Annotated in this window: 9 protein-coding genes; all 9 read right to left on the bottom strand. The window is 37.3% G+C overall.

Translation table 11 applies throughout. The features are described 5' to 3' along the window. Positions 1 to 26: 26 nt before the first annotated feature. Positions 27 to 1592 (bottom strand): arylsulfatase, encoded by a 1566-nt coding sequence (locus tag Q0486_RS03610; protein ID WP_299230332.1) that lies wholly within the window; start codon positions 1590 to 1592, stop codon positions 27 to 29. A 90-nt stretch (positions 1593 to 1682) separates the two neighbouring features. After that, the gene (locus Q0486_RS03615; RefSeq protein ID WP_299230333.1) at positions 1683 to 4340 is read right to left on the bottom strand and encodes a sugar-binding domain-containing protein; all 2658 of its coding nucleotides are present in this window, start codon (positions 4338 to 4340) and stop codon (positions 1683 to 1685) included. A 143-nt stretch (positions 4341 to 4483) separates the two neighbouring features. Then, positions 4484 to 5407 carry an endonuclease/exonuclease/phosphatase family protein gene (locus tag Q0486_RS03620; protein ID WP_299230334.1) on the bottom strand — a complete coding sequence of 308 codons (924 nt, stop codon included), beginning with the start codon at positions 5405 to 5407 and terminating at the stop codon, positions 4484 to 4486. 21 nt (positions 5408 to 5428) lie between these two features. Further along, the gene (locus Q0486_RS03625; RefSeq protein WP_299230335.1) at positions 5429 to 8797 is read right to left on the bottom strand and encodes a glycoside hydrolase family 2 TIM barrel-domain containing protein; all 3369 of its coding nucleotides are present in this window, start codon (positions 8795 to 8797) and stop codon (positions 5429 to 5431) included. A 23-nt stretch (positions 8798 to 8820) separates the two neighbouring features. Next, the gene (locus tag Q0486_RS03630) at positions 8821 to 11094 is read right to left on the bottom strand and encodes an alpha-N-acetylglucosaminidase (RefSeq protein WP_299230336.1); all 2274 of its coding nucleotides are present in this window, start codon (positions 11092 to 11094) and stop codon (positions 8821 to 8823) included. 74 nt (positions 11095 to 11168) lie between these two features. Continuing rightward, positions 11169 to 12404, bottom strand: a complete 1236-nt coding sequence (locus Q0486_RS03635; RefSeq protein ID WP_299230337.1) for a glycoside hydrolase family 88 protein — start codon at positions 12402 to 12404, stop codon at positions 11169 to 11171. A 155-nt stretch (positions 12405 to 12559) separates the two neighbouring features. After that, positions 12560 to 14230 (bottom strand): RagB/SusD family nutrient uptake outer membrane protein, encoded by a 1671-nt coding sequence (locus Q0486_RS03640; protein WP_299230338.1) that lies wholly within the window; start codon positions 14228 to 14230, stop codon positions 12560 to 12562. Positions 14231 to 14244: 14 nt separating this feature from the next. Then, positions 14245 to 17022 (bottom strand): TonB-dependent receptor, encoded by a 2778-nt coding sequence (locus Q0486_RS03645; RefSeq protein WP_299230339.1) that lies wholly within the window; start codon positions 17020 to 17022, stop codon positions 14245 to 14247. 26 nt (positions 17023 to 17048) lie between these two features. Further along, positions 17049 to 18917 carry a RagB/SusD family nutrient uptake outer membrane protein gene (locus Q0486_RS03650; protein WP_299230340.1) on the bottom strand — a complete coding sequence of 623 codons (1869 nt, stop codon included), beginning with the start codon at positions 18915 to 18917 and terminating at the stop codon, positions 17049 to 17051. Positions 18918 to 18923: the final 6 nt, after the last annotated feature.

Consider the following 18923-nt stretch of genomic DNA (forward strand, 5'->3'; position numbering starts at 1 on the left):
TTTCAAACATTATTTTCAGAGTATTATTACTTTTCCCCCTTCAAAGTCCTGTAATGTGCTCCACGCCCGATTTCCTGTAACAGTTTAGAACGAAGTTCTTTTACCAATTCAACATTTTCTTTAGCAATATTATTTTTCTCTCCAGGATCTGAGACCAAATCATACAACTGGTCTTCCTTCGGATTGTTTCCAAGCTCTGTGTTAGTCTGCTTATTGTAAACAGGTCCATCAGCAGCAGGAATGTATTTCCATTTACCATCTGTAATAGAAAGATTGTTCTGAACATTTTGTTCCACTAATGAAATACGTCCCTTAGTTTTGGAATCAAGCCATGAAGACAGATGATTTTCACTATCAGGAGCAGCCCCTTCAGGTATCTGTACACCGCACATTTCAGCAAATGAGGCAAACCAGTCAAGCTGTGACATCAGGTTATTTGACACTCCTGGCTGTACTTTACCTTTCCAACGTAAAATACATGGAACACGGGTACCACCTTCATAGCTACTATATTTCCCGCCACGGTAAATACCGGTTGCCTTATGGTCACCAAGAAGTTCTACCGCCTGGTCTTTATAACCATCATCAATTACTGCGCCATTGTCACTTGAAAGAACAACTATTGTATTTTCATCCAAATTAAGACGCTTCAATGTTTTCATAACCTCACCAACAGTCCAGTCGAATGAAAGCAAAGCGTCACCTCGAGGTCCGAGACCACTCTTTCCGGCAAATCTCTCGTGAGGTACACGAGGTACGTGTATATCATTTGTTGCAAGATACAGAAAGAAAGGTTCGCCGGATGCATGGCTTCTTTCAATAAATCTGACAGCATGAGCAGTTATACTGTCGGCTATATCTTCATCACGCCACAAAGCGCTCTTTCCACCCTTCATATAACCTATACGGGAAATACCATTCACAATAGACTGGTCATGACCATGAGAAGGATGCATACGCAAAAGTTCAGGATTATCCTTTCCTGTAGGCTCACCTGGAAAGTTTTCTTTATAGCTTACGTAAACAGGATCATTAGGATCAAGACCTACACCCTTACCATTTTCCATAAACATACATGGAGTTCGGTCGGCTGTGGCAGCCATTATATAAGAATAATCAAAACCTATGTCCGAAGGATTAGGTTTTACTATACCATTCCAATCCTGTTCTCCTGTTTTATCGCCAAGTCCGAGATGCCACTTACCGACAACCCCAGTATGATAACCTGCATCTTTGAACATATCTGCAAGAGTATATCTTTCTGGTTTGATAATCATTGCAGCATTTCCTGCGGCAATACCAGTTCCCTGACGTCTCCAGGCATATTCACCCGTAAGCATAGCATAACGTGACGGGGTACTTGTGGCCGCCCCACAATGAGCATTAGTAAAACGTATACCTTCCGATGCCAGAGCCTCAACATTAGGAGTACGGACAGAAGAAGTCCCATTACAACTCAAATCGCCAAAACCTATATCGTCGGCATAAATAAACAATACATTTGGTCTCTCAGGCAATTGTTTTTCGCCTGAGGATGAACATGCTGCAAAAGCCAATGTTCCTAAAGGGAAAATTAATTTTAGATTCTTCATAGTTATAAATATTATGTGTTCTACTTCAATATTTAAAGGATAAAATTTAATTATCAATGTAAAGTAAAATGTTAAGCTGAATAGTTCATATTAATCATTTATACCTACTCCAAAATGTGTCTGCTGCTTTTCAACCTCCTTAACCTTTATACTATTCAATTCTTTCCTTAGGCGTTCATTCTCGCGTTCCAAATCAGATTTCATAAGATGCCTGTCAGTTTCTCCATTCTCCGATACTACATTCATGAATTCAAGTTCCTTTCTATCAGCAATTTCTCTTTTCTGATTAGGAATACTTTTGAACTCCAAAACGCCTTCAAGTGGTCTTGACTCTCCACTCACTGTAAGAGATGCAGAAATTCTTATCTTACCGGCTTTAGTTGTTGACTGAACAAGAACTGGAGCTGAGCCCCAAGAAGAGACTATAGGATTAGTTCCTGTTTGAGAATTTGCCATCAACCTACCTTCACCTTCAATACTGAAATTTATAATAGAATTATTAAGGCGCTTCACTGTTCCACGTTTATCCACAATCTCTGCAATAACAGTCACTATATCCGAACCGTCGGCTACTAATCCCAAACCCTCATCATCTATACGCAAACGGATATGGTCAGCCTGTCCAGAAGGATATCTCTTATGAGTAGCAACAACCTTTCCATCAATAATACCCTCAGCCAACAGATAAGCATCTTCATGTTTACGGGCGCGTGCTTTTGCTTTCCACTCCATAAAATGAAATACATCATTAAATTTAATTACCGGTGAAGGCATTCCAACATGATTAGGATCCTTCTTATATGTATATGTTTTTCCGTCACGGAATACGGTAAGACGTACTTCATCGCAGTTAGAATACACTGTTACGTCGTTAGGCGAAAATGGTGTCAATTCATGCGCTATATATACCATAGGACCGTTATCAGCTATAAGTTCGTTTTTTTCAGCAGGTCTTTGTGACATGAACATATAATAAGATGTTTTTGGCTGACGAAAAGCATCCATCATTCCTCCATAAAAAGGATCGGCATGATATCCTCTCTGATGATCAAACGAATGCCAGAAACAAGCTCCTGTAATCTGTGCCGGCTTTTGAAATATTGTTTCAAGACACAGAACAGGATGATTTTTCTGATACGAAGGCAAAGCATAATGTTCCGCCTGAAGCAACATAGGAATCTCTCCCCAATTTCTTGCCACACGACTATCTGAATTCTGCGCATTCCAATCGTCAACGTTATCACCCCACTCTCGTATGAAATATGTCTTGTCAGGACGAAGTTTTGATTCGATAGGACGAAGCAACAAAGGATAATAATGGTCACCGGCAGCACCATGATCACATGCCGCTACACTATATGGATATGGATACTCCTCATTACATATATCCAAGGCATTTTTTGCAAAGCTTTCAGGATAATGTGTTTCATTCAGAATAGGTTCCCAAAAGAATAGTGAAGCATGATTACGGTGCAAACGTATCATATTACGTATATCTGAATACAAACGTTCGGCAAATATCGGCTCTTTATTCCAAAACTGCCACCCAGGGACTTCTACAAGAGCAAACAATCCGAGTTCATCACATGCATCCATAAAAGCTGGATCAATAACATAATGCGTACGTATAACTTCCATTCCAGCGGCACGAAGTTTTACTGCATCTCTCCACTGCAAAGAATTAGGCAAAGCATTACCTATGACAGCAAAATCCTGATGACGGTTTGTTCCTATTATTTTACCAGGATAAGGTTTCCCATTAATCCACAACCCTTCAGTCTTACGAAACTCTATACTGCGTATACCTATTCGCTTTCTATATCCATCAAGTATATTTCCATTATTATCATATATCCTAACTTCAAGATTATAAAGGTATGGAGAACGTGGACTCCACAATTTTGGATTTTCTAACTTTATAGAAGATGTAGAGTGTGCTGCTTTTCCACTACGTAGTAACAAAGAAGCAGTAGCTGTCTTTACAGTATTACCTTGTTTATCATTCAGACGATATTCTATTTTAACTTTTTTACCGGATGACGATTCATTACGTACATGAAGTTTGAGGTTCACCTTTGCAGACTTTTCAGAAACATCTGCATACGATACAAATAATCCTCCGCCAGCTACCTCATTTTCATAATTTGCGTCGGTAATAAATATATCATTATGAGCCACCAGCCAACAGTCTCTATAAATACCACCAAAATATGTAAAGTCAAGCATATTCTGCTGTTTACCTACTGGATAAGTAGGATCATCACTATTATCAGCTTTTACTGCTATAACATTATCGGAGTCATTATTAAGGATTTCAGTTACATCTACAATAGCCGGAAGATATCCTCCGAAATGTTTCTTCACAAGATTTCCGTTTATATATATTTCGCTTTTACCCATAATACCCTCAAAGTGCAGGAACAACTTCTTTCCAATAAGTTCTGAAGGCTTACGGAAATGTTTTCTATACCATACTACCCCCTGATAATTTGCACAGCCACTTGCATCTACCGGCAGTAATTCTATACCATGAGGTACTGAAACTACACTCCAAGCACTATCATCAAATCCCATTTCAAAAGGATTTCCACTTATGTCTCCTTTATGGAAACGCCATGCTTGATTCATTGAATAAACAGTACGTCCGGTTTCCTTCAGTTCGAAAAAACCAGCAGTGGAAAATGACACAGCAAATGCCCATTTTATTGAGCAGATGAGTAAAACCAATACAAAATATAATTTTTTCATTTTATAAATCTGTAAATTATTAAAATCTCACAAGTCAAAAAACATTGAATTCAAGAAAGTATGTTGTACATAATTACTAACTAAGGACTAACATAATCGAACTAAAATAATCATTTTTTTCATCGCTGCATGTTTCTTCAGTCCTAATTTACTTTTATTAACAAATCTACACCTACCGGATAATGGTCTGACAAATAATCATTATCAGAATCGTTATAAATAAAAGCATCAACCACGAGCCTTAACACATAAGGAGTTACAAATATATAATCTAACCGTTCACCAACTCGTTTTCGTATATCTTCATTTCTAGAAAGAGACATTAAAATCGGAGTTGGGAAAGAGATTCTACGAGTTGGTTCTGTAAATTTCTGACAAACATCAATAAGAGGGAAAGAAAGGAAACGGGCTATAACCGAGTAATCAAAATTACCTTCCAACAAATTAGTACTACTCTTACCACCATACTTCATAAGTAGTTCTGTTGAAGTATTCTCCATATAATCAGCATCAAAAGGAGAATGAGCGTTCATATCTCCCATCAACAGACAAGTATCCAATTTATGCTCTCTGATATAGTTTGTAATAGTTTCGGCCTCCATTCTACGTTTTTTTGTATCTCCAGGATTAAGGTGGGTAACCAAAACATCCAAACCATAAGTTTTCACATGCAACAAACCATGTCCACAATTTTCCAGTATCTTATTCTTAACTGAAATTGGTCGCTTTGAAGTAATGCCAACCGGATAACCATTCTCTTTTACAATTACAGCATACGAATGTCCCCATTGTCCTGCAAGTTCAGTCAGACTTTCCTGAGTAAATCCACACAACTCCTGCAAAGCCAATATTTCCGGATCAGATTGCTTAACCCATTCGATAAACCTATTCTTCCTATCTTCATCCTTTCCCCAATTAAAGCCATTAAAAACATTATATGAAATAATACGGATTTTCTCATAACCATCTTTCCAATATCTTTCATAATTATCATAGGATTTTTCCTGAGCAAATGCACATTTCACAAACAATGCAATAACGGCTATAATAAATAAAGCTCTTTTCATAACAATCTTGATAAATAAACTTTAAAACTCATACTTCAAAAGGCGATTAACGTCCTTTCTTCCAGATACAGGAGCAATAGTAAATCCCCATGAATATTCCCTATCGGCAGGGATTCTATAATCAGGCTGTACACGTGCCCCCCAACTGTCGTATCCAGCTACCCCTTGCTGCTTCATATCTACACATACCTCAATAAAGTTACGGAAACGAATATCACAAACATGAGTCATACGGCGTAACACATTATGAGCTTCAGTTTCATTGTGATTTTTCACTTCCTCAGGGGAATAATTTCTCCACTGATATGGGTGAGTTTCAGCATCTTCAGAGTCAAAATCTTCCACTGTATTACGAAGTACATTAAAACCGATCGTACTGTCGGCTTTAATCATAAGTCCTCTACCATACTTGTCAGACAATACAAACCAACGGGTATCTGTACGATGACCATTCTCTTGTGGACGTACATACCTCACATACATATCCTCGGCTGTAGTTTTATATAATCCGACCATGCTTCCGGCATTACGGTCAATATAGTTTTCTTCAGGTCCACGTCCGAAATACTCCACATTATTAATCAACACAGGAACTCGGAAACGTACACCTATACGTGGAACTTCAAGACGATTTTTATCTTCTTTTTTCTTGCCGGGAGTATATGTAGCCAAGTTCGTATCTTCTGATATGTCTGTATGTGCTGCCTTCATTTTAGTTGGAGTAAATCGATAATCAATATTAATAACCCCATCCGGATAGATTCTATAATTAAGAATACATGTATTTCCTGCAGGAAGACTATATACCACATTCACTAATGCCGTTTTATCATCAAAGTTTACATTTGTTTCAATTACATTGAAATCTCTACTTGATTTCTTCCATACATGAAGTCGTTTAGGATTACCATTCCCGTAATCATTATCATTTGGCGCACGCCAAAAGTTAGGCTGTATACCAAATCCTTCTGCAAAATACTCTTTACCATTTACCTTATACGATTTCACAATTCCTTCAGTCTTACTGAACTCAAAATATACCTTCGAAGAACTCAAGATAATTTTTTCTCCATTACTGCAATCCTTAATCATTGGTCCAGAGGCAGTATATTCTTTTGGTTCAACAGAGACTGGTATTCTGAACTGTTCGTATGCAATTTCATGTCCTGCCGGTATAAGCGGTTCCTCGAATTTATTACGTACACTGAAATGAATGAAATACTCCTCTCCCGGTTTTGCCGATATATTATTTACAGGAATAGAAAACTCATGTTCTTCCTGAGGACAAACATCTAATTTCAGCTCACCCCCTTTCACTCTCCTACCATTAGCTCTGAGTTCATAAGATATCTGATATTTATTCAGATTCGTAAAATAAAAACGATTGATAACCTTATATATACCTTTTGAAATATCTATAGCCTCGAAAGCAACATTCTGATGAACATATTTAACTTCAGCCATCGAAGGGTGCGGCTTTCTATCTGGTCCTACAATTCCATTGCAACAGAAATTTCCGTCACTAGGCATATCCTCCCCGAAATCGCCTCCATAAGCCCAATATTCTCTACCTTCATCATCACACATAAGTATTCCCTGATCAACCCAATCCCATATATATCCTCCCTGCAGGTTTGGATATTTATAGATAGCTTTCCACTGATTCCAAAGGTTACCACTAGAATTTCCCATAGCATGAGAGTATTCCGAAGGGACTACAGGACGGTCAGATCCAGTCTTACCAATATATTCCAACCAGTCAGCACTAGGATATTGTGGTACATACATGTCGGAGTTCCACTCCCACTGTGCACGCTCATAATTAACAGGTCTGTTCATAATTTCTTTGTCGGCCTCTTTTATCCACAAATATGTCTGATAAAAATTATATCCGTTACCAGCTTCATTACCAAGCGACCAAAATGTAAGACTAGGATAATTCTTGTTACGCTCAAACATATTTATTGTACGATAGATATGAGGCTTCAGCCATTCCGGATTATTACCGAGTGTACCTCCTTTACGAAGATCATAATACATTCCATGGCTCTCAATATTAGCTTCATCATATACATATAGACCGAACTCATCACAAAGTTCATAAAAACGTCTGTCCTGAGGATAGTGACACAGACGCACTGTATTAAGATTATTCTGCTTCATAAGCATAAAGTCCTTACGCATCAAATCTTCCGATACATAATGTCCGGTACGTTCATCGTGCTCGTGTATGTTCACCCCCTTTAGTTTTATGGGTTGTCCGTTTACCAACAAGACTACATAAGGTTTACCATTTTCAGCTATACGGTCTGTCTGCTTAATCTCTATACGACGGAATCCAACATTAAAAGGAACAACTTCTGAAGTTTTTCCGTTCTCCTTTACAGTCATAATCAGTCTGTACAGATTAGGTGCTTCAGATGTCCAAGTCTTCACACCAGGAATTTCTCTATCAAAAACTACAGTTTTCTCATTATCTGCTTCTACAGTAACTTTTTTAACTGAAGACACTAATACTGAGTTATCCTTTCGGTCAATCAACTCGTATGCAACTTCAAGCTCAGCGTTATTAGTTTTATGATTTCTCAAATCAATGGCAAGACGAAAAATACCATCCTTATACGTATCATCCAAAGTAGAAGTTACTCGAAAATCTCTTACTGCTACTTTAGGTTGAGAATAAACAAATACGTCTCGTTCTATTCCACTCATGCGCCAGAAATCCTGACATTCAAGGAAAGAGCCAGTACTCCAACGATATATTTTCAAAGTAAGAATATTATCACCTTCCTTAAGATAATCGTTAATAAGAAATTCTGCAGGATTTTTAGAATCTTCGTTATATCCAACTTCTTTACCGTTGATATACACATAACAACCTGATTTCGCTCCAGCTATATGAAGAAAAACATCTCTATCATTCCAGTCGGACGGAATATCAAAACTACGCCTATATACTCCAACAGGCACATCTTCCGGTAATTGCGGTGGCTGTGGATTTCTTGGTTTAAACTCATAGCCATGATTTGTATATATTGGAATACCAAACCCCTGCATTTCCCAGTTACCAGGCACTTTAATATCCTTCCACCCGGAGATATCAGTATCCATCGAAGTGATATCTGCAGGAAGTGTTCTGTGTGAGTCTGTATAATAGAATTTCCAAACTCCATTTAATAATTTATAATACGGACTTGACTCATACTTACCCGACATAGCCTGATTTTTATCAGCGTATGTCATAAATGATGTTCTAGGTTCTTCACGATTTATGCATACTGTCTGTATATCTTTCCAATATGGCAATACTGTTGCAGTATCACTATCTGCAATTATATTCAATGTGGAACAAAGAATCATCAGTCCAGATAATATAATTCTATTTTTCATATTTCTTTAATTACATTCTAATATCAATTATCACCTAAATTCTCATAACATTTTTCTGACAATGATATTTTATCCAAGATAAGGTTCTCGTTATAATATATTTTCGCCAATTCCAAGTATTTTTCATATAGTTCTACAACAATCTCCACCTCATCTCCAGCGGTTACAACAGGGTTAGCCTTATTGGCAGAACTAACATATTCCAATTCCCAATCTGCTAATCTATCATAGAAAGAATTTGCCCTAAAGGCCTCCCTACCATGAGTTAATTTCAAACCTTTTTCTTTATATTCCGTTCCATTTTTCAAACAATCCTCAAGCATTGAATAAAAAGATTTCCATCTAGGTAAATAATAAGTTCCAATAAGTCCACACCATTCTCTCCATGAATAATCAAAAATCAGAGGGTCACCGTCACCTCCCCATACAGTTACAAGACTTATAGCATCACTTTCAAATAAATCTTTCTCTTCAGGAGTGTCTCCCCAACTTCGAGCACCAGCAATCCACCTATACATATTAAACTCCGAACGAGTGTGTAACAAAGTGTCAACATCTGCCAACAGTTCAAGGAATCGCCTACTATGAGTCTGGAAAGCTTTTAAATCCCTATCATGAAATGCTTGTGCCACTTTACGATGTATAACCTGACCCATATTACTCATTATCTGTCTTTGGATATCAACAATATCAAATCTATAAGCATCAGATACATTAAGTATAGAACAATCTTCAAGCAACAGTTTTTGTACCTCGAAAAGGAGTAATGGATTGTATGGTATTCCTAATCCTGCGTTAGGGCCTGATTTCTTTACATTAAGTGCAGGACGAGCCGCAATAATAGAACTACGTTCTGTTCCGTTTGTACCTTTAGTATACGGTCCATCAAGTAATTTCATACAAGCCATATATGCAGCATCAGAAGGAGAACCATATCTACGCCATGCATATTCTCTAATCCATTTGTCCAAATACACACTGTCACGATATAGAGGCATTTCAAATGCCAGTTCATAATACATTGGATTCTGCTCTATACCTTCCATAAATAATCCACTACCACATATATTTGCAGATTTAGAATTTGCTTTCATATATTGATTAGAGGCAAGTAAACGCATGTCGCCGTGTAAATTTATGCGTCCGCCAAAATTATGAAGGTTGCCTGCAACTGCAGAATATCCCCAAAAAGGATTCTCTACTGTACTTTTGGCTCCATTCAAATCAAGAATAAGTAAATGCTCTTTGGGTACAGATTTTACAATTGGTTCTCTAAGGCTCCACGCCTGCATTACCCATATTGCATTTTTATCAAAGCTTTCAAATAATTTATATATACCTTTACCAACTTCACCGAGATATTCCGGGGTATCTATAGGTGGCTTACTTTCATGAAACGGATCGGCTGCATAAAAGCCATAAGAGCCAAACAATTTTTTTTGTTCTTCCAAAAAATCCCTTCCAAATTTTGCAAATAAGGAATCAGTAGGATCCAACTGTGCAGAACCTTTAAACCCACACCATGAAGGCTGAAGACGAATTTTTGCATCAGGGAACTTTTCTTTAAATTCACGTGGAACATATCCTGAAAATCCCTGTTGTATAGGTTGCATTCCCAATTCAAGTTGTCGTTTTAATATTTTTCTACCCAAATCAATATGTTTATCTATCCATGATTTAGGTAGAGGTCCTCCATAGCCTTGAATATTTTGCATCCATTGCCATGCCATGTGACCGGGAGCAGCAAGAAAAGTACGGGCCTCTAAATCTGTAAAACCATACTTGAGCAATGTATTATACCATACAGCTTCTAAACCAACAACAGACAAAGGAGTATTAATAGAATTCATAGCCATATAATCCAACTCACGTTGCCATCTTTCCCAATCCCACCATGCTGCAGAATAACTAAAAGTACAATAATTCATATACACTCTATACTTACCGTTTATCCTGTTTCTAACAAAATATTCCGGCATAGGAAGAGACTCAGGTAAATTCAATTGATTACCTAGCCAAGAAATGTGTGCTTTACAAGTATATTTTAAATATTGATTGTAAGCTGTAGCTATCGATACTGTATTATTGCCTCGTAAAATTATCTTACCATCCCCACTCGCAATTTCATAGACGTCAAAACCTTCATCCGAATCTATGAGTTGAATTTCAAACTGTCCTGAATATCCGGGAGTAACACGTTCTATAAGATCATAGGCTGCAATAATACGTTTATCCATTTCTTGTGTACAGCTACATATAAACATTATGCAGAATATGATATAAATAAATTTTCTCATTTCAGATAGTATAAAAAAAATGACCGGACAAATTTATAAAAAGTCGTCCGGTCCTTCATAAGTTTAAAAAATATTTATATGCCGGCTTTCTTATATCTCAACAAAGCTTCAAGGTAGTAATAGTCTGCATATACTAGAGGAACATCAATCTCATTTCCGTGAGGAATACTTCCCACACTGTGCATCAGTACAAAATTATTGTTTGTACCAGATGCAGCAAGATAATCCGGCGAAGAAAGAGACTTTAAAATATGTTCGGCAGCATTATAATATTTTTCTCCATCGTTCACATAATTAGCCAGTTCAAGAAAAGCAGAAGCGGCAATAGCAGCAGCTGAAGCATCACGCGGTACAACTTTAAATTGTTCCGGATTATAATCCCAGTCTGGTACATACCCCGGCTGTCCGGCATTGAAATCCCAATACGGAATTCCATCTTCAGGCATATTAGGATGATTCAGCCAAAATTCAGCAGTCTTCACTGCCATATCAAGAAAGAAACGATCTTTAGTTTCTCTGTAAACCATTGTATAACCATATATAGACCATGCCTGACCACGCGCCCATGCCGAATTATCGGAAAATCCCTGACATGTAGCTTTATGAAGAACCTCACCGGTATTTTCATCATAATTCACAACATGGTAATTACTATAATCCTCTCTGAACTGATTCTTGGCAGTAGTGCGTGCATGTTTTGTTGCAATGTCAGCATACTTTTTATCACCTGTAACTTTAGTAGCAAAATACAACAGTTCGAGATTCATCATATTGTCGATAATTACAGGATAGAACCATTCGTCCTTTCCGTTCCAAGCTTTTCTATAATTCCACGATTCTATACATCCTACTGTATCGTTATAACGTGTACAAAGTGAATTGGCAGATTCTATAAGAATATCTTTATATTTTTCATTACCAGTAAGTCTGTAACCATTACCGAAACTGCAATACATCAAGAATCCTACATCATGATGATGAGTTGTTTTCTTCATCGGTTCAAGTGCTTCAGTCCATTTTATTGCATTTTCTTTCCAGAAATCATCCTTACTGAATTCATAAACATACCATAAACATCCGGGATAAAAACCTTCAGTCCAATCATTAAGTTTTGTAGCCTTAAGTTTTCCATCCTTACCTGTTGTTCTAGGATATGCAACAGGTTCCGGAACTGCAACTAACTGATTCTTCAATTGCACTTCTGCCGTTTCAAATCCAGTTGTAACAAAATCACATTTCTTTTCATTACCTCCGCACGATGATAATATTCCTAATATAGGGAAAGACAATAGAATTAAAAAATTTCTCATCTATTACTTACTTTTATTTTACAATTGTTTAAGAGACCATAAAGATGAACACTTCATTTCTCGTTCATCTATATTTCGATTAATACCTATTGAATAAATTTTGACATTTAATCCGACAAGCACGATATAATCATACTTGTCGGATAATATTAATTTTACCAACCTGGATTCTGTACAAGATTATCATTCTTGAACATTTCTGTATTTGCTATCGGATAAAAATATAACTTTTCATCCATATCACGTGTTTCCATCAAGAAAGGAGTATAATGCATAGCTCCGTCATCATCTTTTTCTACTTTTACAGCGTAAATATCCATTGACTCTTCTAAAGATTTCCAACGGCGTAAATCCCAGAATCTGTGTCCTTCAAATGCCAATTCGACTCTACGTTCATGTTTGACACATGCCAAAAATTCATCAGCATTCTTTCCTGTTATTGCAGGCATCTTTACACCGTTTCTGTTTCTTACCATATTCAATGCTTCTTCGGCAGACATCATGCATACATCATCTTTATAAGTTGGATCATTATAAGCATTTACCATAGCTTCCGCATAATTCAACAATACTTCAGCATATCTGAAAAGTACCCAGTTATGATGTGCTTTGGCTGTTGGAGCACCAGGTTCAAAACTTATTTCATTATTTACATATTTTCTAAGATAGTAACCTGTTGTCGTCGCATTATTAAGAGGAAGAGCATTTGCACCTCCTTCCCATATCTCGACAGGATTCTTTGCAGGCCATATCATTTCATTATGGACTATAGTCAGATAGAAGCGAGGGTCTCTATTCTTATAAGGATTTGCGGCATGAGCAGGATTGTTCCAGTCGAATGGAGTACCGTCTTTCATATCGAAAGCACTTGCCAGATTTTCTGTAGGACAAGTAGATGTCTTTCCACTCTTTACCCCCATTGGGAAGTTTGAAGATTCAAAACCATTGTTCTGTCCCGTTGGACGCGCAAGAATAACTTCCTTACTCATATTATTCTTAGGTCCGAACAAATTAGCAAAGCTTTTATCCAGATCATATCCTAACTGAGAATGTTGGCCAATTATTTCATAAGCAGCTTTTGCGGCCGCAACCCATTTACTCTGCGATGATTCAGAATACAAAGGACTGGCAGCATACAAAGAAGCACGTGCTTTAAGAGCCAATACCGCACCTTTTGTTATACGGCCATACTCTTTGTCCTTGAAATCGTTATAATTGACAGGAAGCTCGTCTTTTATTTCATCACACTCTGATATGATAAAATCAAAAATTTCCTGTGGACTATCAACAGGCTTTGAGTTGTTAACTTCATCAATAGAAAGTACTTTAGTAATCAAAGGAACCCTCTGGTAACGACGTACCAACTCAAAATAGAAATATGCACGCAAGAATCTTATTTCATATTCATGATATTTATAGTCGTGCATCCAACTCTCATAGTCATCTCCATATTCCCAGTCTTTAAAATCAAGACCTACAAGATTCTCAAGATAGAAGTTTGCGTCATGAATACCATTGTAATATTTACCATACTGATCGTCTATTGTATAGTTTGCAGACCATGTTCCGTTAACAAAACGTTGTATATTAGATGTTTCATATACATGGACAGCATCATCTGTTGCCGCATCTTGCATTGCACCATCAAGACTACAGAAATCAGAAGGCAGATAACCATATACATTCGTAACAAACTGTTTCACTCTACTGTAGCTCTGTTGAATCTCGTCCAACTCATAGTAGTCAGACTCATCACAATCCATAAAGTTGCAGGAACTCATAAGTCCTACAGACAAACAAAGCAATATATATTTTCTTAACTTCATATTTTTTCTTTAGTTTAGAATGTTAAATCAACTCCGAAAGAGAACTGTGTCATTGCAGGGTATACAGCACCTACAGCTTCAGGATCCTGTAAATCTATCCCATCCAAACAGAACAAATCATGAGCACGTGCAAATACCTTTGCCTGCCCCAATGCTTTGGTCTTTTTCAAGAATTTCGCAGGAAGGTTATAATAAAGTTCCAAAGTTCTTAATTTCAAGAACGAAGCGTCTGCTACCCAAAGAGAGTTTGTACTATAATTATTATCAGAACCTGTATATGTAAGACGAGGATACATTGCATTAGGATTATCCTTTGTCCACCTATTCTCATAATAATGATTTGAAATTGTATTATCATTTATTAAAGGGCGATACAAGCTTCTTGTATCTAGAATCTTACTATAGTTGCCTGTACCCTGGAAAAGCGCATATACTCCAAATCCCTTGTATTCTGCTCCTAAATCAAATGAATAATAAATCTCCGGACATGTAGAGTTATATCCTAATGCAACTTGATCGTATGTATCAATACGATTGTCTCCATTTTGGTCTTTAAACATTAAATCACCAGGACGTACATCTCCCAAATACTGTTTGACATCTCTATTGTCAATCTCCTCTTGAGACTGATATATTCCTATAACTTCATATCCAAAAATCTGACCGATAGAACCACCAGTTCGTTTAAGATACTCTTCAGGACGATATTCTTCATTTTGGTTGATTATCTTATTGCGAGTAAAACTAAACTGTCCACCCAAGTGGTAAGTGAAATTACCAATCTTGTCATCCCAATTCAAAGCAGCCTCTATACCTCTATTATCAACAACACCATTATTGATTTTAGGAACGGCCATACCAAATACTGAAGAAATAGCATTACCTCCATCAACAAGAATATCTGTACGATGATCGTAGAAGGCATCTACACTCAAAGACAATTTATTCCATGCTGCAAAATCAATACCGACATTAAGTTTATGAGATTTTTCGTATGTAAGTCCATTTATACCAAGCTGAGTCATCTTCATACCTGAATAAGAAGTTGGAGTTTCCTTAAAAAAATAGTCATTACCATCACCATATATATCTTTATATAGGTCTACGCCATAGTCTGCTCTACCAACTATACCGTAAGAAGCTCTCAATTTAAGAAGATTCAACCAATCATTATCCATAAACTCTTCTTTCGAAATAATCCAGCCAGCACCAACTGAAGGGAATATACCCCAACGTTTAGAAGGATCAAGTATACTTGAAGCAGAACCTGACAAAGCAAAATCAACAAGATAACGGTCTGCATAAACATAATGCGCCTGACCTACTACATCCATAAATGCTCTACTGGTATTACGTCCTTTTGATGAAGTTCTGTCCATAGAGTAAAACAATGTAGAGTTAAGACTATGTTTACCCCAATTCTTAGCATACTTCAAATATGTTTCAAAATAGAAGTGTGTGACAGCAGAACCTACACTCTTGGAGAATGACAAAGTTCCTTCATCCTGAAGTTTCTTGAATGATTCTTCACCAGTTTCAACATCAAGTATCGGCATTTCATAACCATACTTTTTGGTATTACTATCCCAGTACGAAGCCGTATTATCCAAAGCAATCTTGAAACCCATTTTAAGTCCAGGAGTAATCATAGACAAATCCTGACTTAAATGCATATCAGCAAACATTGCGCGGGTTTGTGAACGTGCATATCCTGTACCGGCAATAGAAGCAACGGGGTTGTTTCCATATACAGTTGTACCCCCCCACACGCCGTTAGAAGTTTTCACCGGGAATGCTCCTGAAGGAACTTGATATAAACGCTCAAATAAATCTCCGGTTGTTGTTCCTGGACGGTTATGTTCAGTAAAATTACCCAGCAAGTTAAGCTGAACCTTTGTTGTTTCTGTTACTGTTATATCAAGATTTGTACGTATATTCAACTTTGAATACTTCTGCTGTCCTGAATAACCTTCATTCAATTCAGTAGGTTTAAGCAATCCACGGTTATCAGCGAAGTTAAGCATTGTGTAATACTTAACGTACTTACCACCTCCTCGTGCAGAGAAATTAACATTATCACCAAAAGTAAAATTTCTTAAAGACTCATCAAACCAGTCAACATTAGGATAAAACAAAGGATATTCCTGCGACTTGAAATATCCAAGTTCTGTTTCTGAATAACGTGGTGAAAGACCATCATTCATCATAGCCTCATTCAAGGCAGAAGCGTATGTATATCCATCCGCAAAATCAGGCAAACGGTTAGGCTTTGCCATATTAAACTCGTAAGAGAATTTTATCTCAGGTGCAGATTCAGAGCCACGTTTTGTTTTAACAAGTATAACTCCGTTCGCACCTCTGATACCGTATATTGCAGTAGCGGCAGCATCTTTCAATATACTTACAGATTCTATCTCCTGAGAACTTAGTTCTTTTAATGAACGCTCAAAACCGTCAATTATAACCAGAGGAGATTTTGAACTTAGAGTCCCAAGTCCACGAATATAAAAACTTGCTCCATCTTCCCAAACCGTACCGGTATTCTGAAGAGTTTGAAGTCCGGAAAGCATTCCAAACAACTGATTTGTAGGATTTATACTGTTTTTATGAGAAAGCTTATCACTACTTACAGTTGAAACAGCCCCTGTAAATTCTTCTGTATCAACCGATACAGTATGCCCAAGTTCCTGTTTTCTTATATTCAGAATATCTAAATCTATATTCTCTTGGGCAGAGACTCCTGCCGAACAAAGAAGTCCTGCAAATAATATATTTAGTTTGTTAATTGCCATAAATCTATAGTTTATTTATATCAGTATTACTCCCAACCCGGGTTCTGAATCAACCCATATCCCTTATTTACTTCATCAAAAGGGAAAGCACTCAAGAACCATTTCTCGGCAAAACCTCCTGGATTCCACCATACACGGCTTTGGTCTCTTCCCATTAATGGGAATTCCTCACAAATATACTCACCGGTATTCTTATTCTTATATACATTAAGACCATGTAATGGTTTAGAGAATCTGTCAGACATTTTCCAGCGTATCATATCGAAGAAACGTACCTCCTCATATCCAAATTCACACGCACGCTCACGAAGAACAGCATTTCTGAATTGTTCCTGATTCAATGAGCCGTAGCATTCCTTCAATCCTTTCATTCCTACTCTGGCACGTACAGCATCAACCATATCGTATGCCAATTCTGTAGGGCCATTATTATATTCATTAAGCGCTTCAGCGTAGCTTAAATAAATTTCCGCTATACGAAGGTGAGGCCACTGTATTATGTGCCCATTATACTCACCACCACGGTCGAGCCCCCATTTTCTGCAAGCTATACCTGTCATTAGACTTTTTGCGGTCATTTTTCCTGTAGCCCAATCCTTACCAGCAGGATAATTAGTCGGATCCTTTGAATATTCCTGAGTTACAGCCACCTTTCTACCCTGATAAATATCACCATCCAAAATAAATGTCTCGTTAAGACGAGGGTCACGATTTATGAAAGGATTCTTGGAATGTTCAGGATTATTCCAGTCAAACTCCTTACCTTCAGCAGTCTGGAACATATCAAAATATTCTTTTGTCGGGCAATAAGCCCCCCAACGTATAGCCTGATCCGGGAACTTATTATCGTTTGCTTTAAATATATTTCTATGCACTGAAATCAAGGTTTCTGTAGTACCTCTGTCGAAATATGCCTTACGGAACGCATATCTATACTCTCCCTCTTTAACATCTTCTTTCTGAACGAGTTTATAGAAACCGTTCTGTTCCAATGCCTTAAAGAAATCTTCACAAGCCTTTACAGCTTTTCCCCAACGCTCATGATCATAGTTTCCAAACCATGTCATCTTCTCATCAGCTGCCTGACCAGGCCAATATGGTTGATCGCTATTAAACAATGGACTTGCAACAAACAGATGCAAACGTGCTCTTAAACCGTACGCACCAGCCTTTGTCATACGTCCGTCCCAGTTACCCATTTCCTCTGCCGGAATATTCCATGGAAATTCAGGGCAATCTATTACCTCCTGAAGCAGTCTGTCTATGAAATCAACAGTTTCCTGAAGAGTGGCACGTTTAGGCATATTGGCCTCATCTATTGGAATAACTTTATCCACAATAGGTAAAGCTCCGTAATGACGTAACATGTGTGTATAATATACAGCCACTATCATTTTGGCCTCAGCTTTAAGACGACTTTTTTCCTCAGCTGACATATCAGGAGTTCTATCAATATTTTCTACAGTAATCCATGCATGACGAATAGCTGACCACATGTGAGTCTCACTCTCGTTAAATCTTATTTTAGTTTGTGAATTTGGTGAACTTCTAACATTTTCTTTTGATGAATTATAATCTCCTGTATAATAATTAGAATTAACACCGGAATAATTTATATAAGACTGATTCAAATCTGTCAATCCATCTAATGTAGCAAGATAAATAGCATTGTAATATCCATTTCCCAACTCTAGACCGTATGGAAGATATTGATAAGAATACCATAATACACGTCTTGCGTACTCAGCCGTTGAATAAATTGTATCTATTGTAACATCAGAACTTGGTGGTTTCTGAAGAAATTGATTACCAAATGCCAAGTCCTCACAAGCGACATTTATCAACAATCCACCTGCTATTAATGCAACATGAAAGTGTTTCTTTATATTTTTCATAATTAT

This window comes from uncultured Bacteroides sp., from assembly GCF_937912035.1.
Taxonomy (GTDB): Bacteria; Bacteroidota; Bacteroidia; order Bacteroidales; family Bacteroidaceae; genus Phocaeicola.

Excerpts from the sequence above, each read along its gene's own strand:
- Q0486_RS03610 (WP_299230332.1), bottom strand. The coding sequence starts at position 1,592 with ATGAAGAATCTAAAATTAATTTTCCCTTTAGGAACATTGGCTTTTGCA.
- Q0486_RS03615 (WP_299230333.1), bottom strand. The coding sequence starts at position 4,340 with ATGAAAAAATTATATTTTGTATTGGTTTTACTCATCTGCTCAATAAAA.
- Q0486_RS03620 (WP_299230334.1), bottom strand. The coding sequence starts at position 5,407 with ATGAAAAGAGCTTTATTTATTATAGCCGTTATTGCATTGTTTGTGAAA.
- Q0486_RS03625 (WP_299230335.1), bottom strand. The coding sequence starts at position 8,797 with ATGAAAAATAGAATTATATTATCTGGACTGATGATTCTTTGTTCCACA.
- Q0486_RS03630 (WP_299230336.1), bottom strand. The coding sequence starts at position 11,094 with ATGAGAAAATTTATTTATATCATATTCTGCATAATGTTTATATGTAGC.
- Q0486_RS03635 (WP_299230337.1), bottom strand. The coding sequence starts at position 12,404 with ATGAGAAATTTTTTAATTCTATTGTCTTTCCCTATATTAGGAATATTA.
- Q0486_RS03640 (WP_299230338.1), bottom strand. The coding sequence starts at position 14,230 with ATGAAGTTAAGAAAATATATATTGCTTTGTTTGTCTGTAGGACTTATG.
- Q0486_RS03645 (WP_299230339.1), bottom strand. The coding sequence starts at position 17,022 with ATGGCAATTAACAAACTAAATATATTATTTGCAGGACTTCTTTGTTCG.
- Q0486_RS03650 (WP_299230340.1), bottom strand. The coding sequence starts at position 18,917 with ATGAAAAATATAAAGAAACACTTTCATGTTGCATTAATAGCAGGTGGA.